The following is a 19,197-nucleotide window of genomic DNA, read 5'->3' as shown; positions in this document are numbered from 1 at the left end:
ACAACTCCGCAGGGACCCCTCGTGAGCGCGAACGACGAGACCCAGCCCACCTCCGTCGAGGAGCCGGCGCCGGACCCGAAGGAGCCGCGGCGCGATCCCGGCCGCTTCAACGGTGTCCTGCGCGAGATCGTGGTCGGCAACGCCCTGGTGTCCGTGCTGTCGGTCGTCCTCGCGGTCGTCGTCGGCTCGCTGATGATCCTGCTGACCGACGAGAACGTGCGCGACACCGTCGGCTACATCGGGGCCCGGCCGGGTGACTTCCTCAGCGCGGTGTGGACGTCCATCTCCGACGCCTACTCGGCGTTGTTCCGCGGCGCGATCTACAACACCAACGTCGAGGGCTTCGAGGGCCGGATCAAGCCGCTGACGGAGACCCTCAAGTTCTCCGCACCCCTCATCCTCGCCGGTCTCGGCGTCGGCCTCGCGTTCCGCGCGGGCCTGTTCAACATCGGCGGCCGTGGGCAGATGCTGCTGGCCGGTGCCGCCGCCGGCTGGGTCGGCATCGGGATGGACCTGCCGCTCGTGCTGCACCTGCCGCTGGCCGTCCTGGCGGGTGCCCTCGCCGGCGCCCTGTGGGCCGGGATCGCGGGCTTCCTCAAGGCGCAGAGCGGCGCTCACGAGGTGATCGTCACGATCATGCTCAACTACGTCGGCTACTACCTGGTCTTCTACGCACTCTCCAAGCAGGGGCTGCTCCAGGCACCCGGCTCGCTCAACCCCAAGTCGAAGCCGATGCCGGAGTCGGTGATCCTGCCGAAGCTGCTGGGCGACCGGTTCAACCTCCACCTCGGCTTCGTCATCGCGCTCGTCGCCGTCGGCGTCGTGTGGTGGCTGCTCAACAAGTCCGCGATGGGCTTCCGGTTCCGTGCCGTCGGGGAGAACCCGGACGCCGCGCGCGCCTCCGGCATCGACGTCGGCCGGACCTACATCACCGTGATGCTGATCGCGGGCGGCCTCGTCGGCCTCGCCGGCGCCAACCAGATCCTCGGCACGGCCACGAGTGGCATCACCGTCGACCTGGACGCCGGCATCGGCTTCGACGCGATCACGGTCGCCCTGCTCGGGCGGTCCCGACCGCTGGGCATCCTGGCGGCCGGTCTCCTGTTCGGCGGCCTCAAGGCCGGCAGCTTCTCGATGGCGGCGGCCGAGGGCATCCCGGTCGAGATCGTGCTCGTCATCCAGTCGCTCATCGTCCTGTTCATCGCCGCTCCCCCACTGGTGCGAGCGATCTTCCGGCTGCCGAAGGAGGCGACGGCATGAGCACCACCGCCAAGGTCCCGGTCCCCGTCGACGAGTCGGCGCCCACCACCGTGCCCCTGCGGACCGCGCTCAAGGCGCCGATCATGCTCGGCGTGGTCACGCTGCTGGTCTCGCTCCTGATCGCCTTCAAGGCCCGCTCCGGCAAGACGACGTTCCGGCTCGCCGCCGACACCGACTTCTTCGACCTGCCCGAGATCACCGTCCCCTCGACCGCCACGGTCGCGACGGTCATCGTGCTGCTCGCCGCCTGCACGGCGGTGTCCGCACTGCTGGTCGGTCGCGGCCGCCGTACGCCGGTGTGGCTGGTGGCGCTCTTCGCCGTGGTCGCGATGATCGGCTTCCTCGCCTGGGCCGCGGCCGGCAAGTCGGTGCCGGTCATCGGCCTGCTCGGCGGCTCGATCGCGCTCGCCGTCCCCCTCGTCTTCGGCGCCCTCGGCGGCGTCCTCGGTGAGCGCGCGGGCGTCGTCAACATCGCGATCGACGGTCAGCTGCTGTTCGGTGCCTTCGCCGCCGCGATCTTCGGCACCGTGGTCGGCTCGCCGTGGGGCGGACTGGTCGCCGCGATGCTGGCCGGTGCCCTGGTCGCCCTGGTGCTCGGGTTCTTCGCGATCACCTACTTCGTCAACCAGATCATCGTCGGCGTGGTCCTCAACGTGCTCGTGATCGGCCTGACCAGCTTCCTGTTCGGGCAGGTGCTCGCCGAGCATCCCCAGCAGCTCAACGCGCCCGACCACTTCGAGCGGATCCCGATCCCGCTGCTCGGACAGATCCCGGTCATCGGCCCGGTGCTGTTCCGCCAGACGATCCTGGTCTACCTCATGTACGCCGCCGTCGTGGTCGTCGCGTGGGCGCTCTACCGCACCAAGTGGGGGCTGCGGGTCCGCGCGGTCGGCGAGCACCCGAAGGCCGCGGACACGGTCGGCATCAAGGTCAACCGGACCCGCTACACCACGCTGCTCATCGCCGGCCTGATCGCCGGCGCGGGCGGCGCGACGTACACCCTGGTCTCCGTGCCCCAGTTCGGCCAGGAGATGACCGACGGCGCGGGCTACATCGCCCTCGCCGCCGTGATCTTCGGCCGCTGGGACCCCGTGCGGGCCACGCTGGCGGCGCTGCTCTTCGGCTTCGCGACCAACCTGTCCGGGGTGCTGTCGGTGCTCGGCTCCCCCGTGCCCAGCCAGTTCATGCTGATGCTGCCGTACGTCGTCACGATCATCGCGGTCGCCGGCCTGGTCGGGGCCTCGCGGCCCCCGGCCGCCGACGGCGAGCCCTACCGCAAGGGGTAGGCCGGCCGGCTGCAGGAATCGCCGCTGAAGAGGCGATTCCTGCACATACCGACCGCTGCAAAGGTCAAGGAGTGCAAGCAGCGGTCAGGAAGTATCGAACTCCGGCCGCCTATCCACAGAGGCGCACCTGGGCGCACCACTCAACCGCCGATCTGGGGCACTCTGCTCAACATGCAACTGCCCCAAGACGACCCGCGGCTTCGGCAACTCCAGCTACGGCACGAGCTCATCGGCCGGGGTCACTCCGACCGGTCGCTCGCGCTGGCCGTCCGGCGCGGCGATCTGGCGCGACCGCGACGGGGCGCGTACTTCGACGGTCCCACCTGGTGGGCGATGTCGGAGGAGGAGCGCTACGCGGTTCGATGCCGTGCGGTCTTTGCGCAAGCGAACACGGGCGTCATCCTCAGCCACGTATCAGCATTGCCCTTCGCGGACGCGCCGCTGTGGGGGTTCGATCTGAGCGACATTCACGTCACACGGGAGGACGGGCTGGCAGGTCGCAAGGAGCGCGGCGTACGACGCCACTGCGGCAAACTCCTCGCTGGCGACGTCACAGAGACCCACCGACTCCTTGTCATGACCCCCCTCCGGGCGGCGCTCGAGGTCACGATGCTCGGATGCACCGAAGCAAGTCTGGTCGTCGTCAACCACTTCTTGCATCGGGGAGACTTCGACCTGGAAACGCTCAGAGCGAGGTACGACGACTCCATGGGCCGCTGGCCGAACTCGCTCCCGACCGATCTGGTCCTACGTCTTGCCAACCCTAGGGTCGAGTCGGTCGCGGAGTCCCGCACCGAGTTCTTCTGCTTCCAACGGGGACTTCCTCGCCCTATCGCGCAGTACGAGATTCACGACGCCGGTGCCCTCATCGCACGCCTGGACTTCGCCTTCCCCGACTTGGGGTTCTGGATCGAGTTCGACGGACGCGTGAAGTACGAGCGGCACCTACGACCGGGTGAGTCACCGACGGATGCCGTCCTGCGTGAGAAGCGCCGCGAACAGCTCGTCGCGGAGCTCACAGGCTGGCGGTGCCTGCGAATCACGTGGGCCGATCTCGCCAACCCGGATGCTCTCGAACGCCGGATACGTCGCCTGATCGAGTCCATCGCGAAGGACCGGTCTCGTCGGCGGGCGTCCTGAGGCCCGATTGCCCAGACCTCTTAACCGATTTTCCCACTTCCTGGCCTTTGCAGCGGGCAAGAAGCGCAGGAATCGCCTCTTCAGCGGCGATTCCTGCAGCCCGAGCCGAGCTCAGCCGCGACGGTGCACGCGCACGATGTTGTTGGCGCCCTTGACCCGGACCTTGGTGGTGCCGGTGCGGACCTTGACCGTGTTGTTGGCGCCGCGGACGACGACCTTGCGCAGCTTGCGGTAGGTGACCTCGTTGTTGGCGCCCTTGACCTTGGCCTTGACGCCCTTGCGGGCCTCGACGTCGTTGTTGGAGCCGACCAGCACGGCCTTGTCGAGCGCCGCGATCTCTAGGTCGACATTGCTCGCCCGCACCCGGACGACCGGGGCGGCGGCCGCCTCCACCGACGAGTTGGAGCCGGTCACGACGACCGGGCCGACGACGCCGGTGGCGTCCACGTCGACGTTCGCGCCGATCACCGTCAACGAGGTGGCGCTCGCCAGCGACACCTCCACGTTGCTCCCGGTCACGGTCACGTCGGTGCAGGCTCCGGTCAGCACGTACTCCTCGGTGCTGTCGGCCAGGGTGATCGGGCCGGTCGTGCAGTCGAGGGTCACCGCCGCCTGCGCCGGGGCGGCGATGACGGCGGTCGTGGCCCCGACGAGGGCGACGGCGGCGAGCGAGATGACAGGGGCGCGCAGGAACGAGATGGGCGTCATGACCTCCACCCTTGCCGGTGAGGGACGGCACGAAACCCCCGCCGACGACGGATCAGCCCTGGGCGAGCGCCCTGACAGCGATGCCGGCCAGCATCCGGGCGCCGTAGCCGACCGCCGCCTCGTCGACCTGGAAGTCGCCCTGATGCAGGTCGAAGGTGGGGCCGCCGGGGCTGCGGGTGCCGAGCCGGAACATCGCGCCGGGGACCTGCTCGAGGAACCAGCCGAAGTCCTCGCCGCCCAGGCTCTGCTCGACCTCGGTGCGATGGTGCAGGCCCAGCATCTCGTCGGCCACCCACGCGATCATCGCGACGCTGATCCGGTCGTTGACCACCGGCGGGACGCCCTGGAGGTAGTCGACGCTGGCGGTGACGCCGTAGGGCCGCACGATGTCGAGCACGGCCTCACGGACGACGGCCTCGCACGCCGCCCAGGCCTCGGCGTCGAGGATCCGCACGGTGCCGCTGGCGATGCCACGATCCGGGATCACGTTGGCGGCCGATCCGGCGCGGAGCATGCCCCACACGACGCTCACGCCAGCGCGCGGGTCCATCCGGCGGCTCAGCACGGCAGGCAGCTCGCTGGTGATCTTCGCCAGCGCGAAGGTGAGGTCCCCGGTGAGGTGGGGCCGGGAGGTGTGGCCGCCGTTGCCCTCGAGGCGCACGTCGATCCGGTCGGCCGCGCTGGTGATCGGCCCCGACCGCAGGCCGACGGCGCCGACGTCGACCGACGGGTCGCAGTGGAGCGCGAAGATCCGGTCGATGCCGTCGAGGGCGCCGTGGTTGATCAGGTGGCGGGCACCTCCGGGCATCACCTCCTCGGCCGGCTGGAACAGCAGCCGCACCCGGCCGCGCAGCAGCCCCTGGGCATGCAGCTCGGCGAGGGCGTGCCCGGCGCCGACGAGGGCGCTGGTGTGTACGTCGTGCCCGCACGCGTGGGCCACGCCCTCCACGTCGCTGCGCCACGGGTCCGTGGTGAGGTCGGCCACCGGGAGGGCGTCGAGGTCGGCCCGCAGCCCGACCGTCATCCCGCCCTCGCCCAGGTCGGCGACGACGCCGCTGCGGGGCATCCGGCTGATCCGCCAGCCGTGCCGCTCCAGCTGCTCGACGACCCGGTCCGAGGTGCGCTCCTCGTGCCAGGACACCTCGGGATGCCGGTGGAGGTCGCGGCGCAGCTCGACCAGCTCGTCGGCGTCCTTCGCGACGACGGAGTCGATCAGGGCCAGCGATGCGTCCACCGCATCAGCCTATGCCTGCCGGCGCCCGGTCTCGGCGTCGGGGACGGCGTGCCTGTCGCCCCGCCTCACAGGAGCGGGAGGACGTCGTCCGGGTCGTTGAGATTCTGATCCTCCACCTGCTGCTCGACCGCCCGGTAGTGCTGGTTGATCTGCTCGTCCGCCATGCCGATCAGCTTGGCGGCGTCCTCCAGCTTGGTGCCGGCGTCCTCCAGGTCCGTCGAGAGTCCGGTGAGCAGGCTCGACGTGCGGTTCTGGAGCGCGTTGAACTCGGTCCAGGCGCCGTTCGGCGCGAGGCCGACGTCGGTGGACCGCTGGAAGCCGTCGCTCGACGTGATGGTCAGTCTGCTCTCGGCCTCGCGCAGGTCCGCGGCGATCGAGGGCAGCCAGAGCTCGGTGATCCGGCCTATCGTCTCCGGGTCGACGGTGACCTCGCTGAACACCTCCCCCGCGGGCGCCGAGTTGAGGCTCGGCCGGGTGAGCTCGCAGTCCCCGCTGTCGGCGAACGACTTCGCGGCGACGAGGAACTGCTGGACGCCCGTCTCCTGGGTCGTGATCTCGGTGTCCAGGGCGGTGAGTGCGTCCTCCATGTTCGCGAAGACGTCGTCGGGATGCCCCGCCCCGAGCGGCAGGTCCTCGAAGGACCGGTCCGCCGTCTTGGCCGCTTCGACACCCGCACCGATCGCCGCCGCGCCGCTGATCGCGCCGAACAGGGCCACGGACCCACCCAGCGACGGGACCGCGGCCAGCGCCGTACCGAAGGCGGCGACGACGGTCAGCGCCAGCACCAGGCCGGAGTTCGGGCCGCCCTCCGGCCCCGAGTCCTTCATGGCCTGCAGGGCGTCGTACTCGAACGTCGCCAGATCGTCGGAGGTACGTCCCCAGATCTCGCCCTGGGCCCGGCTGGCGACGGCGAGCGCGGAGACCAGAAGGCCCTGGGCCTGGAACGTCGTCGGCAGCTGGTTGACGTAGTAGTCGGCGAAGGTCGTCGCGTAGCGCCCCTGCAACTGGCCCGTGCGGGTCTTGAGCCGTTCGAGGTCGCCGGCCAGCCGGGTGTTGACGCCGCCGGCGGAGTCGCCGGTGCTCGCCAGGTCGTCGGGATCGATGTTCAGCTCACGGACGGCCCAGTCGAGCAGCGGAGCGGAGGTGTAGCGACTCGGGAGGTCCTTCCACCTCGTGAACAGACCGTCGATCTTCGGTCCCCACTTGTCGATGGCCCCCGTCGCCTGCTCGACCCAGTTGTCGCGGGCGAGCTCGGCACTCGGGCCCTTCACCAGCGTGGTGTACTCGCCCGAGTAGGTGTCGACGTCGATCCGGACGTGGTAGTCGACCGGATCCGAGGGGCTGCCCTGGGTCTCGACCTCACGCCGGGCGGTGTAGTCGCCGGTCGAGTCCCACCCCAGATGCAGCAGCTCGGCCTTCGCCGCCGCTGCCGCGATCAGGCTGCTGTAGGCCCCGACCGAGCTCCCACCGCCACCGCCACCTGCATCCTGCACTACGACACTCCCGAGGCTCGATCCCGATCACTGACGCGGGGACCGATGCCCGTTCGCCGTCCCGGCGAAACGCCGTCGGCGGCGTGGGTCAGTGCTCGTCGTACGCCGCCAGCAGGCGGTCCGCCGCTAGCGGCGCGGTCAGCTCCCCGGCCATCAGGGCCGCCCGGACCTCGGCCTGGACCGCCTTGACGCCGGCGCTGTGCCGCAGCCGCTGGTCGAGCTCGTCGCGGACCAGTGCCCAGGTGAAGTCGAGCTGCTGCTCGGCGCGCTTGCGGGCCAGGCCCGCGGCGCCGAGGTGGTCGCGGTGCTTCAGCACCTGGGCCCACACCTCGTCGACCCGGGCGCCGGTGAGGCCCGAGCAGGTGACGACGGGCGGCGCCCACTCGGCGTGGCCGCGGACCAGGCGCAGCGCGCCGGCCAGGTCGCGGGCCGCGACGCGGGCCTCCTGCTCACGGGCCGGGTCCTCGGGGTCGGCCTTGTTGACCGCGATGACGTCGGCGATCTCCAGGATGCCCTTCTTGATGCCCTGCAGCTGGTCGCCGGTGCGGGCCAGGGTGAGGAACAGGAAGGTGTCGACCATGCCGGACACGGTGACCTCGGACTGGCCGACGCCGACGGTCTCGACCAGCACGACGTCGTACCCACCGGCCTCGAGGACCGCCATCGCCTGGGTGGTCGCGCGGGCGACGCCGCCGAGGGTGCCGGCGGACGGCGAGGGCCGGATGAAGGCGTCGGGATCGGCGGACAGCGTGGCCATCCGGGTCTTGTCGCCGAGCACCGAGCCGCCGGTGCGCACCGAGGACGGGTCGACGGCGAGCACCCCCACCCTGTGCCCTGCCGCGGTCAGCTGGCCACCGAGTGCCTCGATGAAGGTCGACTTGCCGACGCCGGGCACGCCCGAGATGCCGACCCGGACCGCGGGGGTCCGGGTCGCCGCGTCGCCCGCCAGCGCCAGCAGCAGCTCGCGGGCCGCGGCACGGTGCCGGGGCGCGGTCGACTCGACGAGCGTGATGGCTCGCGCCATGGTGGCGCGGTGACCGGCACGCAGGCCGTCGAGCAGGTCGTCGACCTGCATCAGTGCCCGACCATCAGTGGCCGAGGGCCTCGCGCAGCCTCGCCAGCAGGTCGAGCGCGGACTCCGCGATCACCGTGCCGGGGAGGAACACCGCCGCGGCGCCCATCTCCTTGAGGGTCGGGACGTCGTCCGGCGGGATCACGCCTCCGATGACGACCACGATGTCGTCCCGGCCCTGCTCGGCCAGCGCGCTCTTCAGCGCCGGGAGCAGGGTGAGGTGGCCGGCGGCGAGCGACGAGACACCGACGATGTGCACGTCGGCGTCGATCGCCTGCTGGGCGACCTCCTCGGGCGTGGAGAACAGCGGGCCCACGTCGACGTCGAAACCCAGGTCTGCGAAGGCGGACACGACGACCTTCTGGCCGCGGTCGTGGCCGTCCTGGCCCATCTTGGCGACCAGGATCCGCGGACGGCGGCCCTCGGCCTCGGCGAACTCGTCGGTAGCGGCGCGCGCCTGCGCGACGAGCGAGTCGCCCTCGCCGTCGTTGGCCAGGCTGGCCTCGTCCCTGTACACGCCGCTGATGGTACGGATCACGGCCTGGTGCCGGCCGTAGACCTTCTCCATCGCGTCGGAGATCTCACCGACGGTGGCCTTGGCGCGCGCGGCCGCCACGGCCAGGTCGAGCAGGTTGCCGTCACCGCTCTCGGCGCTGCGGGTGAGCGCGTGGAGTGCGGCCTCGACGTCGGCGCCGTCGCGCTCGGCCCGCAGCCGCTCCAGCTTGGCGACCTGCTGGCGGTAGACGTCGTCGTTGTCGACCTTGAGCACGTCCAGCTTGTCCTCGACGGCCAGTCGGAAGGTGTTGACGCCGATGACCTTCTGCGAGCCGGAGTCGATCCGCGCCTGGGTGCGGGCGGCGGCCTCCTCGATGCGCATCTTCGGGATGCCCTGCTCGATAGCGGCAGCCATCCCGCCGGCGGCCTCGGCCTCCTGGATGTGCGCCCACGCCCGCTCGGCGAGGTCGTGGGTCAGTCTCTCCACGTAGTAGGAGCCCGCCCACGGGTCGATCGTCTGCGTCGTGCCGCTCTCCTGCTGCAGCAGCAGCTGGGTGTTGCGGGCGATCCGCGCGGAGAAGTCGGTCGGCAGCGCGATCGCCTCGTCGAGCGCGTTGGTGTGCAGCGACTGGGTGTGGCCCTGGGTCGCGGCCATCGCCTCGATCGCCGTGCGCCCGACGTTGTTGAACACGTCCTGCGCGGTCAGCGACCAGCCGGAGGTCTGCGAGTGGGTGCGCAGGGACAGCGACTTGGGGTTCTGCGGGTCGAACTGGCGGACCAGGCGCGACCAGAGCGCCCGGGCCGCGCGCATCTTCGCGACCTCCATGTAGAAGTTCATGCCGATCGCCCAGAAGAACGACAGCCGCGGCGCGAACTGGTCGATGGTCAGGCCCGACTCGAGGCCGGCGCGGATGTACTCGACGCCGTCGGCCAGGGTGTAGGCGAGCTCGAGGTCGGCGGTCGCCCCGGCCTCCTGCATGTGGTAGCCGGAGATCGAGATCGAGTTGAACCGTGGCATCTTCTGGCTGGTGAAGGCGAAGATGTCGGAGATGATCCGCATCGACGGCGCCGGCGGGTAGATGTAGGTGTTGCGGACCATGAACTCCTTGAGGATGTCGTTCTGGATGGTCCCCGAGAGCTGCTCCGGCTTCACCCCCTGCTCCTCGGCCGCCGCGATGTAGAGCGCGAGCACCGGGAGCACCGCGCCGTTCATCGTCATCGAGACCGACATCTGGTCGAGCGGGATCCCGTCGAACAGGGTGCGGGTGTCGTAGATGGAGTCGATCGCCACGCCCGCCATGCCGACGTCGCCGCGCACGCGGGGGTGGTCGGAGTCGTAGCCGCGGTGGGTCGCGAGGTCGAAGGCGACCGACAGGCCCTTCTGGCCGGCCGCGAGGTTGCGGCGGTAGAAGGCGTTGGACTCCTCGGCGGTGGAGAAGCCGGCGTACTGCCGGATCGTCCACGGCTGGGTGGTGTACATCGTCGGGTAGGGGCCACGCAGGAACGGGCTCAGGCCCGGGTAGGTGTCGAGCGCGTCGAGACCCTCGAGGTCCTCCGGGCCGTAGGACGGCGCGATCTCGATGCCCTCGGGGCTCTTCCAGCCTTCGCCCTTCGGCGGGTTCGGCGCGGCGGCCGCGGCCTGGTCCGCGGCGAGGGGAAGCCCCGCGAAGCTCTTCGGAATGCTCATGCGAGTGCCTCCCGCGTGCGGTTGAGGAACGCGAGCGCGTCGACACCCATCGCCGCGCTGTCGTCGGAGTAGTCGGTGGCCTTGCCCGCGATGACCACCCGGGTCGCGCCCGCCTCGCGGAGCGCGGCAGCCGCGTCGGCCCCCCACTCCGCGTAGGCCACGTCGGTGCCGGCCAGGCAGACGACCTTCTGGCCCTGGTACGCCGCGCGCAGCTCCTCGACGCCGCCGGTCGCACCGGCGACGTCGACCGCGATGCCGCCGGCTGCGAACAGGTTGCTGACGAAGGTCGCGCGCGCGGTGTGCTGCGCGATCGTGCCGAGGGTCGCGAGGAACACCGGCTCGGCAGCCGGCCCGTCGCGCAGCGCCTCGAACGAGGCGCCGTAGCGGCGGACCCGGTCGTTGAGCGGGTCCGCCTCGCGCTCGGGCAGGGTCTCGGCCAGGTTGGGGAACTCGCTGACGCCGGTGAGCGGGCGCTTGCGGCGGGCGATGTCGGCCTCGCGCTTCTCGACGACGGCCGCGATCCGGGCGCGGAACGGGTCGAAGTCGTGGCCGCCCTCCCACTCGGACTCGAGCTGCTGGAACTCGGCCCACCCCGCAGCCGCCAGGTCCGCGGTGAGCTGCTCGACGGCGTACGCGCCGCCGGCGGGGTCGGCGACCGCGGCAACGTGGGACTCGTCGATGAGCAGGTGGTTGACGTTGCGCGCGATCCGGCGGCCGAAGCCGTCGGGGCGGCCGTTGGCGCTGTCGAACGGCAGCACGGTGACCGCATCGGCGCCGCCGACGCCGGCGGCGAAGGCCGCGACCGTGCCGCGCAGCATGTTGACGTAGGGGTCGTACTTGCTGAGCATGGGGCGGCTGGTGACGGCGTGCTGGCGCTGGGCGACCGGCTCCTCGACTCCGCTGACCTCGAGCACCCGCGCCCACAGCACCCGCGCGGCGCGCAGCTTGGCGATGGTCGGGAACTGCTCGTCGGTGGCGGCGTAGCGGAACTCGATCTGCCGGGCAGCGTCCTCGACCGAGAGGCCGTGGTCGGTCAGCCAGCGCAGGTAGGCGACGCCGGCGGCGATCGACCAGCCGAGCTCCTGAGCGTCGCTCGCGCCGAGGTCGTGGGCAGCGGTGGCGTCCACGACGATCGCGCGGATGTCGTGCTGGCCGGCCTTGCGCGCCAGCGTCTGCAGCTCCGCGACGGCCTCGTCGACGGCCAGCGGGATGTCACGCAGCATGACACCGAGGGGGTCGATGCCGAGGTTGCTGTCCGGGTGCTTGGCGCCGGGCAGGGCGAGGAACGCCTCGGCGACGGTCGTGGTCGCCGACGGCGCGTCCAGGACGACGGGCGCGAGGTCGAGGAGCACGCCGGCCAGGGTCGCGGCCATGTCGGTGTCCCCGTCGGCGGCCAGCCACAGGCTCGTCACCCCGCCGTCGAGGTCGACGAGGGCGGCCTCGTTGGCCGGCTTCGCGTCGGGTCCGGAGACCAGGCTGCGGATGTCCCAGGCCCCCTGCCTGGTCGGACGCACCGCGGTGGCAGGCCCGCCGGGCAGGCCGAGCGGGGTGATGCCAATGCCGTCGAGGGTCGTGCGGGTCAGCTTGTCCCACACGGCGCCGTCGAGGTCGTTGTCGCCGAGCCTGCGCGTCTTGCGCAGCACGGCGGCGGTCGCGGCCTCCCACTCGGCGCGCGTGTGCGCGTCCTCGGGCTGCGCCAGCGTCAGGGGCGAGTCAGTCACAAGGGGCAAGCCTATCCGTGACAGCGCCCGTGCCGACGAGGTGTGAGATATCTCCGCCTACCCCCAGGTAACCGGGAGCCGGGCCGGGTGACAGGTTTGGGGCGCCTGCCACGAGGCAAGAGACGCAGGCAGATGCGGATGGGGTCGCATGGATCAGGAAGGTCGCCCGATGCTCGGGAGCAGGAGAACCGCGTGGGCCGTCGCCGTCGTCGCGGCGCTGGCGATCGGGGCGGGCGTCGCGGTCGCCGTGGTCCGTCTCGGAGGCGACTCGCTCGCCCCCGGCTTCGTCGCCGACGGGACGTCTGGCTCGGCGTTGACTCGTGAGACCGAGATCCAGCTGCCGATCGGCGTCGTGCGCCTCGCCTCGGGCGCGCCGCTCGACGAGATCGCGGCGCGGCGGGTCGGCAAGGAGGGCGACGGCTCCGTCCGGGCCGCGGATGACGCGGCCATCGTGCCGGTCGCGTGGAGCTTCCGGCCCTCGCTGGCCTACGACGACCTGCTCGGCTATCCCACGACGTTCTCCCTCGGCCTGACCGCCGGCGGCGAGCGCACCGACCTCGGCGAGCACGACATCGACCTGCACGAGACCGCCGAGTCCGGCGTGTTCCCCGAGGGCTCCCTCATCGCGGTCGTCGCGGGCGACGGCGACGACCTCGAGGTCGAGGTGACCTACGAGGACCAGACCCAGACCGTGGTCATGGCCTCCGGGAAGGTGGACCCGGGCCGCGCCGCGGCGCTGTACCCCGATGGCCCCGCGTCCTACGGCGCGAGCGATCCCTGCGACGCCCGGCGCACCCCGGAGGCCCGTCTGATCGACGCGGGCGCCGGCTCCATCTACTGCCGGATCGGCCCACTGACCCGCACGCCGTACCTGCCCGAGCTCGGGTGGGCCGAGGAAGGGCGCGTCTGGAGCATCGTCGACGTGACCGTCACGGCACCGCGCAGCGTCGTCTGGCTCCCCACCGGGGTGGGCTACCAGGTCCGGCGGGATGCCGTCGTCGTCTCGCTCGAGGGCGGCGAGCCGGTGCGCGGACCGCGGACGGACGACGAGCCCACGGACGGGAGCGGGACGTGGGTCTTCGACTCGGCGGCGGACGACTCCCCCCTCTCCCTGCACGTCACCGCACCCATGACCGCGGTTCGGGAGCCGGGGGCGGCCAGCGGTCCCCCGACCGTCCCGTTCGGGGTCGACGCGACCTTCACCTTCCAGCGCTGACCGCGCATTCCCACCACCTGCCGCACGGGCACCGTCACCTCCAGGAGAAGCCATGACAGGCGAGGACGTCGACTTCGGCAACTTCGAGGACTCCGTCACCTATACGACCTCCGGCGACCTCGACAAGCTGGCCGAGGCGATGATCGACGCCTATATGCGCCGCAGCGTGCCCGGCGTCGTCGACGGGTCCTGCAAGGAAGGCCGTTTCGAGATCATCACACCGCGCCCCACCATCAACCACCAGGCGAAGCGTCTCTACGTCAGCTATCCCGGCGGCCAGTGGACCGAGGACGGCGGGCTGATCGGTGGCGACCCCGACCTCGGCTACGACTACTTCGACGCGGACGGCGGCGTCTACGAGCCCATCAAGCAGGCGGTCGACACCTACCTCACCCCGATGCTGAGCAAGGGCGAGGGCGGGCAGGCCCCGAAGGCCGAGGACTTCGACAGCCAGATCTCCGTGCTCCAGCACGCGATGCAGGAGCTCTCCGTCTCCGGTGAGGTGCGCACCACCGGGAAGGACGCCGACACCACGATCGAGGTCGGCAACGTGCTGGTTCCCGAGTACATCTCCGAGATCGAGGCCGAGCTGGGCGACCTGGACGGGATGGCGGTGATCCGGCTCCGCGAGCTCTACGGAGCCAACCGCATCTCCGACGTGATGACCGGCCTGCACGCCCTGGCCGTCGTCACCGGTGTCCTCGTCGCCGGCGAGGCGCAGGTGTGGGCCCGCTATCACCGTGACCTCTCCAAGCTGATCGACACCGCGACCGCGGACTTCCACGCCTTCTCCGAAGGCAACGAGGTCAGCGCCGGGGAGGTCTTCGACGTGGTGAAGTCGATCGCCGACGCCAGCGGGCTGCTGTCCCTCCCGAAGGGCGTCGCCAGCGTGATCGGGAAGGCCTCGACCCTGTACGGGATCGTCGATGGGTTCCTGCCGGCCGAGCCGGCCCCCTACCAGTACTCGCTGGACGGGTCGTCCTACCAGGCTCTTGACACGTCCTTCTGGAAGGCGGTCACCGGCCTTCTCGACGATGTCGACGAGACCGAGGCCGCCTTCGCCACGTGCGCCGACAACGCAGTGACGGCCGCGACCCAGCCGGAGGGGAGGAACCGGGTGATCACGACCTCGTTCGACCTGGTCAACCCCACCGAGTTCCTCAACGCCGGCGAGCACGGCATCTACACCGACGTGAACGGCAACCGGGTCAACATCCAGGTCACCGATGCGGCCCTGAAGCGCGCCGCCGGACGCTACGAGCTCATCGGCGACCACTGCCACGACATCGCGACCAAGGTGGAGGGCGCTCCTGAGAAGGGGGCGTGGTCCCGGGGCATCACCGGAGCCCAGGGCGGCACCCACGGCCACTTCGAGTCCTTCAGCGGCATGGTCAGCATCCTGGTGGCCCTGCTGAAGAACAACGGCGACGAGATGCGCGACATCGGCGAGAAGTGCATCCTCATCCTGAACGACTTCAAGGGAACCGACGCGGCGATCCGCAAGGAGCTGGAGGGCCTGGCCGACGAGGTCGAGGCCCAGACGAAGGAGGACAAGGGCGTCAGCTGATCGCCGACCTCGCGAACCCAAGGTTCGCGTATCGGCCACCGGGTGTCCATCGCAGGAGAAGGTCCCCGCAAGCCGGCGCAGCCACGCTCGTGCCATGCGGATCGCCCTGGTCACCGAGTCGTTCTACCCGGCGCTCGACGGCACCACCACGACCCTGAAGGCGACGGCGGACCGGCTCGTCGACCGCGGTCACACGGTCCGGATCATCGCGCCCGGCCCCGGGCTCGCGAGCTACCGCGGCTGCGACGTGGTCCGGGTCCGTCCGCTGGAGCCGACGGGTGCGCAGGTGCGCGACGCGATCGAGCGGTTCGCGCCCGACCTCGTCCAGGTCCACTCCCCCCGAGCCGTCGGCCGCAAGGCACTCAAGCACGCGACGCGAGCGGGGGTGCCGACGCTGGTCGTCGAGCAGTCGCCGGTCCTCGACCTCGCCGCCGACTACTGGCGGGCGAAGGTCGCCGAGCGCGCCGACCGGGTCCTGGTCACCGCGCCGTGGATGGTCGGCCGCGCTGCCGAGCTGGGGGTCGACGCGGCGCTGTGGGAGCCGGGCGTGGATCCGCTCGCGTTCACCCCGACCCTGCGCGACCCGTGGCTGCACCGGTCCTGGTCACGGGCCAGGTCCGGGCAGGGCCGGGTCGTGGTCGGCTACGCCGGCAGCCTGCACAAGTCGGCGGGCGTCCGCCGCCTGACCGCGCTCGCCGACGTCCCCGGCATCCGCGTCGTCGTGATCGGAGGCGGGCCCGAGCGCGAGTGGCTGGCCCGGCGCCTGCCGCACGCCCGGTTCACCGGTCCGCTCGGCGTGGGCGACCTGACCGTCGCGCTGCCGACCCTCGACCTCCTGGTGCACCCCGGCGAGCACGAGACCGACTGCCACACCGTGCGCGAGGCCGGCGCCTCCGGGGTCCCCGTCGTCGCGCCGCGCTCCGGTGGCGCCCGCGACGTGGTGGCCCACCTCGAGACCGGCGTCCTGTACGACGCCGCCGACTCCCGCGACCTGACCCGGGCCGTCGCGTCGGTGGCCGCCGACCCGCACCGCCAGCTGCTGGGCGCCGCGGCACGGGAGCGGGCTTTGCGCCGCACCTGGGTGGACGCGGTCGACGAGCTCGTGGCGACCGCCTACCCGGCGCCGGCACCCGTGGTGGCCTGACCGAACGCCTCGACCCCGGACGGTTCCCCGGGCACAATCCTCGCAGGCACAGGACCGACGACGTGGTCCGAGAGGAGAGCCGATGGACGACATCCGGATCGAGACCGACGGCGACGTCACGACGATCGTGCTGGCCCGCCCCGAGCGACACAACGCGGTGGACGGGCCGATGGCGGCGGAGCTGGCCGCGGCCTTCCGCGCGTTCGAGGCGTCGGACGCGAAGGTCGCCGTGCTGGCGGGCGACGGGCCATCGTTCTGCGCGGGCGCCGATCTCAAGGGGGTCGGCACCGAGCGGTCCAACCGGGTCTCACCCGAGGGCGACGGCCCGATGGGGCCGACCCGGATGGACCTCGACAAGCCGGTGATCGCCGCGCTCCACGGTCACGCCGTGGCGGGTGGCCTGGAGCTCGCGGTGTGGTGCGACCTGCGGGTGGCCGAGGAGGGGACGACGCTCGGGGTGTTCTGCCGCCGCTGGGGCGTGCCCCTCATCGACGGCGGCACGATCCGGCTGCCCCGGCTGATCGGGCACAGCCGGGCCATGGACCTGATCCTCACCGGCCGACCCGTCGACGCCCGGGAGGCGCTCGACATCGGGCTGGTCAACCGCCTCGTGCCGACGGGCACGGCCCGTGCGGCGGCAGTGGCGCTCGCCCACGAGATCGCCCGCATGCCGCAGGCCTGCATGCGCGGCGACCGCCGCTCGGCGCGCCTGCAGTGGGCCGACACCGAGGAGTCCGCGCTGCGCCGCGAGCTCGCCATCGGCCTGGCGTCACTCGCCGCCGACGGGGTCGCCGGCGCCGGCCGCTTCGCCTCCGGCAAGGGACGCGGCGGGTCCTTCGACGACATCTGAGGAGCTTCGTCCCGGGCTATGCGGGCGCCGGGCCGACCGGCCGGCTGGCCAGGGTGACGGCCGTGTGCACCAGGTGCCGGGTGAGACGCTCCGCCTCGCGAAGATCGACCACGTTCATGCCCGCGGGGAAGTCCAGGGGCAGCGGGGCGTCCGGACCGATCCGGTCCATCCCGATCCGGGCGGTGGCCAGACCCTTCTGGCGCAGGATGTTGGCGTCCGTGGCGCCGCTGTTGGCCACGATCGGGCGATGCGGCTCGCCGGTGAGCTCCTCCCAGGCCGCGACGGCGGCCGCGACGACGGGGGCGTCGACGGGCGTCGCCGTGCCGGGGATGGTCAGCCGCGACCGCCAGCGCACCGCGAGCTCCGGATGCCGGGCCCGGATCTCGTCGACGGCCGCGCCGAACTCACGCCGGACGTCGGCGAGCGGGGTGCGCGGACTGGTCCGCAGGTCCACATAGAACCGGCACAGGGCGGGGGTCACCGACGACATCCGGGGCCAGCCGCTCTCGATCGCCGAGACGATCCCCTGCGGCGCGACCAGGCCGTCGGTGTGCCGCTCGGCATACCCGGTGAACCACTCCTCGAGCTCGAGGACGACGACGGAGGCGGCCGCGATGGCGTTGCGGTAGGGCATCCGGTGCCGGCTGCCGACGTACGAGAAGTTGCCCTCGACCTCGACCTCGAACCAGCACAGGCCCACCTCCTCCCAAGCCACCGCCCACCCCGGCTTGGCGATGACGGCGTGGTCGGCCCAGACACCCTGCTCGAGCATGAACGAGCAGCCCGCGCCCTGGCCGGCGTTGTGCCGGGTCAGGCCGCGCTCGATGCGGCCGTTCGTCGGCATGCCGCCGGCGCCGAGACCCACCAGGACGCTGCCTGGCAGGTCCAGCCCGGCGGAGGCGATCGCCTCGGCCGCCGCCATCACGCAGGCCGCGTGGCCCTTGGGGTTCGACGCGCCGAGCCCGAGCACGTGGTCGCCCCGCACCTGGGCCCGGGGCTCCATGTCCTCGCGCAGCTCGGGCCCGATCCACGGGACGTCCTCGGCGGCGTCGCCGACGGTCAGGGTGTCGATGGGCGCGTAGAGCAGCACGTCCTCGCCGCCGCCCGTGCCCGTCAGCTCCCCGACCGCGTTGGCCTGCCGGTCGTCGAGCCACTGGGTGCGCGCCGCGACGCCGTGCGCGCTGAGCTGCGCGGCGGCCCACTGCGCGAGCTCGCCCTCCTCACCGGTCGGCGACGGGATGTCGACGAGACCGACGACCAGCTCGGCCAGCCGGTCGCGGTCGATCGCGTCCCATGCCGCGGTGATGGCGGTCCGAACGGTGCCTGGGGCCTGGGTTGTCATCGTCGGTCTCCTCGTGCGGACTGGGACAGATGGGCACGCACCAGCGCGGCGGTGCTCTCGGGGAACTCGGCCTGCGGGTGGTGGGCGGCGCCGGGGACGACGGCCGCGGAGCCGCGCGGCAGGCCGTCCGCGAGCCAGGCGCCGTACGCCGGCTCGCCGAACGGGTCGTGCTCGCCCCACACCACCAGGGTCTCGGCCCGCACCTCGCCCAGCAGGCCGGTGAGGTCCTCGGGGTCACCGAGCAGGCCGGGGTCCGCGGCGACGGCCCGGCTCGCGGGCGTCAGGCTCGCCGCATGGCGCAGGGCCAGCAGCTCGCCGGGGATCCGGCTCGGGTCGCGCCACTCGAGGGCGAGCACGGTCTCCCGCAGGCGCTCGGGCGTCGGCTCGGCGGAGTCGTAGTACGCCGCGCGGGCGCGCGGCCCCAGTCCGAGGTCGGCCGCGATGCCCGGCGGCGCCGGGAGCGGCTGGCTGCCGCAGGCGACCAGCCGACCGACCAGGTCCCGATGGCGCGCGGAAAGGACCATCGCGACGATCCCGCCCAGCGACGTGGTGAGCACGTCGCAACGGGTCAGCCCGTGCTCGTCGAGCAGCGCGGCCAGCGCGTCGGCGCAGCCGGTCATCCGCGGCCCACGGGTCGTGGGCAGGGGCGAGCCGCCGTACCCGGGCAGGTCGACCAGGTACAGCTCACGGTCAGCCAGCCCGGGCAGCAGCGCGCGGAAGTCGGCAGCGGCGTGGCAGCCGGGGCCGCCGCCGTGCAGGACCACGAGCGGCGGCGCCGTCGCCGTGCCCGCGCCCCGCCGTTCGACGGCCAGGGCGGCGCTCATCGCAGGGATGCGGGGCGGTCCTGGCGGCGTACGTCGCGCACGACCGTGCCGGTCAGGCGCAGCAGCACCGCCTGCACCAGGCGCGGCAGCACGGCCAGGACGGCGAGCACGGCCACGATGCGGAGCAGAGCCTTGGGGTGGAGGTTCATCGTCGAAAG

At 72.1% G+C, this 19,197-nt stretch carries 16 protein-coding genes; 7 read left to right on the top strand and 9 right to left on the bottom strand.

What is annotated here, in order from left to right; all coding sequences use genetic code 11:
* Positions 1–21: 21 nt before the first annotated feature.
* From KVF89_RS17965 to KVF89_RS17955, 3 genes are all read left to right on the top strand, one after another.
* Positions 22–1,260 carry an ABC transporter permease gene (locus tag KVF89_RS17965; RefSeq protein ID WP_257427457.1) on the top strand — a complete coding sequence of 413 codons (1,239 nt, stop codon included), beginning with the start codon at positions 22–24 and terminating at the stop codon, positions 1,258–1,260.
* The gene (locus KVF89_RS17960; protein WP_257427456.1) at positions 1,257–2,546 is read left to right on the top strand and encodes an ABC transporter permease; all 1,290 of its coding nucleotides are present in this window, start codon (positions 1,257–1,259) and stop codon (positions 2,544–2,546) included. Before KVF89_RS17965 ends, KVF89_RS17960 begins: the two co-directional genes overlap by 4 nt.
* 171 nt (positions 2,547–2,717) lie before the next feature.
* On the top strand, positions 2,718–3,686 hold the full coding sequence (locus KVF89_RS17955; protein ID WP_257427455.1) for a putative endonuclease domain-containing protein: 969 nt from the start codon (positions 2,718–2,720) through the stop codon (positions 3,684–3,686).
* 111 nt (positions 3,687–3,797) lie between these two features.
* On the opposite strand, the gene KVF89_RS17950 is transcribed toward KVF89_RS17955, so the two are convergent.
* The 6 genes from KVF89_RS17950 to KVF89_RS17925 all read right to left on the bottom strand — a co-directional run bounded on the left by KVF89_RS17950 (position 3,798) and on the right by KVF89_RS17925 (position 12,096).
* Positions 3,798–4,394, bottom strand: coding sequence for a DUF3060 domain-containing protein (locus tag KVF89_RS17950; RefSeq protein ID WP_257427454.1), 597 nt, complete (start codon positions 4,392–4,394; stop codon positions 3,798–3,800).
* Positions 4,395–4,446: 52 nt separating this feature from the next.
* Complete coding sequence (locus KVF89_RS17945) at positions 4,447–5,628, bottom strand: amidohydrolase (protein WP_257427453.1); 1,182 nt, start codon at positions 5,626–5,628, stop codon at positions 4,447–4,449.
* Between the two features lie 65 nt (positions 5,629–5,693).
* Positions 5,694–7,121, bottom strand: a complete 1,428-nt coding sequence (locus KVF89_RS17940; protein ID WP_257427452.1) for a hypothetical protein — start codon at positions 7,119–7,121, stop codon at positions 5,694–5,696.
* 88 nt (positions 7,122–7,209) lie between these two features.
* Positions 7,210–8,196: a methylmalonyl Co-A mutase-associated GTPase MeaB gene (gene meaB, locus KVF89_RS17935; RefSeq protein WP_257427451.1), complete on the bottom strand. Its 987-nt coding sequence runs from the start codon at positions 8,194–8,196 to the stop codon at positions 7,210–7,212.
* Between the two features lie 13 nt (positions 8,197–8,209).
* Complete coding sequence (scpA, locus tag KVF89_RS17930; protein WP_257427450.1) at positions 8,210–10,375, bottom strand: methylmalonyl-CoA mutase; 2,166 nt, start codon at positions 10,373–10,375, stop codon at positions 8,210–8,212.
* Positions 10,372–12,096, bottom strand: a complete 1,725-nt coding sequence (locus tag KVF89_RS17925) for a methylmalonyl-CoA mutase family protein (RefSeq protein ID WP_257427449.1) — start codon at positions 12,094–12,096, stop codon at positions 10,372–10,374. The genes scpA and KVF89_RS17925 overlap by 4 nt, the downstream gene beginning before the upstream one ends.
* A gap of 148 nt (positions 12,097–12,244) precedes the next feature.
* On the opposite strand from KVF89_RS17925, the gene KVF89_RS17920 reads away from it, so the two are divergent.
* From KVF89_RS17920 to KVF89_RS17905, 4 genes are all read left to right on the top strand, one after another.
* Positions 12,245–13,312 carry a hypothetical protein gene (locus KVF89_RS17920; RefSeq protein WP_257427448.1) on the top strand — a complete coding sequence of 356 codons (1,068 nt, stop codon included), beginning with the start codon at positions 12,245–12,247 and terminating at the stop codon, positions 13,310–13,312.
* A 52-nt stretch (positions 13,313–13,364) separates the two neighbouring features.
* A complete protein-coding gene (locus tag KVF89_RS17915) occupies positions 13,365–14,879 on the top strand; it encodes a hypothetical protein (RefSeq protein ID WP_257427447.1) in 1,515 nt (504 codons plus the stop codon).
* Positions 14,880–14,973: 94 nt separating this feature from the next.
* Entirely contained in the window at positions 14,974–16,023 is a 1,050-nt protein-coding gene (locus KVF89_RS17910; RefSeq protein WP_257427446.1) for a glycosyltransferase, read from the top strand.
* Positions 16,024–16,105: 82 nt separating this feature from the next.
* The gene (locus KVF89_RS17905) at positions 16,106–16,873 is read left to right on the top strand and encodes a crotonase/enoyl-CoA hydratase family protein (RefSeq protein ID WP_257427445.1); all 768 of its coding nucleotides are present in this window, start codon (positions 16,106–16,108) and stop codon (positions 16,871–16,873) included.
* Positions 16,874–16,889: 16 nt separating this feature from the next.
* Here the strand turns inward: KVF89_RS17905 and KVF89_RS17900 are convergent, their stop codons facing one another.
* Genes KVF89_RS17900 through KVF89_RS17890 form a run of 3 tightly spaced genes read right to left on the bottom strand, consistent with a single transcriptional unit; the run spans position 16,890 to position 19,188 of the window.
* Positions 16,890–18,215 (bottom strand): M20/M25/M40 family metallo-hydrolase, encoded by a 1,326-nt coding sequence (locus KVF89_RS17900; protein WP_257427444.1) that lies wholly within the window; start codon positions 18,213–18,215, stop codon positions 16,890–16,892.
* The gene (locus KVF89_RS17895; protein WP_257427443.1) at positions 18,212–19,039 is read right to left on the bottom strand and encodes an alpha/beta fold hydrolase; all 828 of its coding nucleotides are present in this window, start codon (positions 19,037–19,039) and stop codon (positions 18,212–18,214) included. The genes KVF89_RS17900 and KVF89_RS17895 overlap by 4 nt, the downstream gene beginning before the upstream one ends.
* Positions 19,036–19,188, bottom strand: a complete 153-nt coding sequence (locus KVF89_RS17890; RefSeq protein WP_257427442.1) for a hypothetical protein — start codon at positions 19,186–19,188, stop codon at positions 19,036–19,038. The genes KVF89_RS17895 and KVF89_RS17890 overlap by 4 nt, the downstream gene beginning before the upstream one ends.
* Between the last annotated feature and the right edge of the window lie 9 nt (positions 19,189–19,197).

The organism is Nocardioides carbamazepini (assembly GCF_024614185.1).
Taxonomy (GTDB): Bacteria; Actinomycetota; Actinomycetes; order Propionibacteriales; family Nocardioidaceae; genus Nocardioides; species Nocardioides carbamazepini.
This window is presented reverse-complemented; position numbering and strand designations above follow the sequence as displayed.

Bases quoted from the DNA above. Each gene is read 5' to 3' on its own strand.
- KVF89_RS17960 (WP_257427456.1), top strand. From the start codon at position 1,257: ATGAGCACCACCGCCAAGGTCCCGGTCCCCGTCGACGAGTCGGCGCCC.
- KVF89_RS17955 (WP_257427455.1), top strand. From the start codon at position 2,718: ATGCAACTGCCCCAAGACGACCCGCGGCTTCGGCAACTCCAGCTACGG.
- KVF89_RS17950 (WP_257427454.1), bottom strand. From the start codon at position 4,394: ATGACGCCCATCTCGTTCCTGCGCGCCCCTGTCATCTCGCTCGCCGCC.
- meaB (WP_257427451.1), bottom strand. From the start codon at position 8,196: ATGCAGGTCGACGACCTGCTCGACGGCCTGCGTGCCGGTCACCGCGCC.
- scpA (WP_257427450.1), bottom strand. From the start codon at position 10,375: ATGAGCATTCCGAAGAGCTTCGCGGGGCTTCCCCTCGCCGCGGACCAG.
- KVF89_RS17920 (WP_257427448.1), top strand. From the start codon at position 12,245: ATGGATCAGGAAGGTCGCCCGATGCTCGGGAGCAGGAGAACCGCGTGG.
- KVF89_RS17915 (WP_257427447.1), top strand. From the start codon at position 13,365: ATGACAGGCGAGGACGTCGACTTCGGCAACTTCGAGGACTCCGTCACC.
- KVF89_RS17910 (WP_257427446.1), top strand. From the start codon at position 14,974: ATGCGGATCGCCCTGGTCACCGAGTCGTTCTACCCGGCGCTCGACGGC.
- KVF89_RS17905 (WP_257427445.1), top strand. From the start codon at position 16,106: ATGGACGACATCCGGATCGAGACCGACGGCGACGTCACGACGATCGTG.
- KVF89_RS17900 (WP_257427444.1), bottom strand. From the start codon at position 18,215: ATGACAACCCAGGCCCCAGGCACCGTTCGGACCGCCATCACCGCGGCA.
- KVF89_RS17895 (WP_257427443.1), bottom strand. From the start codon at position 19,039: ATGAGCGCCGCCCTGGCCGTCGAACGGCGGGGCGCGGGCACGGCGACG.
- KVF89_RS17890 (WP_257427442.1), bottom strand. From the start codon at position 19,188: ATGAACCTCCACCCCAAGGCTCTGCTCCGCATCGTGGCCGTGCTCGCC.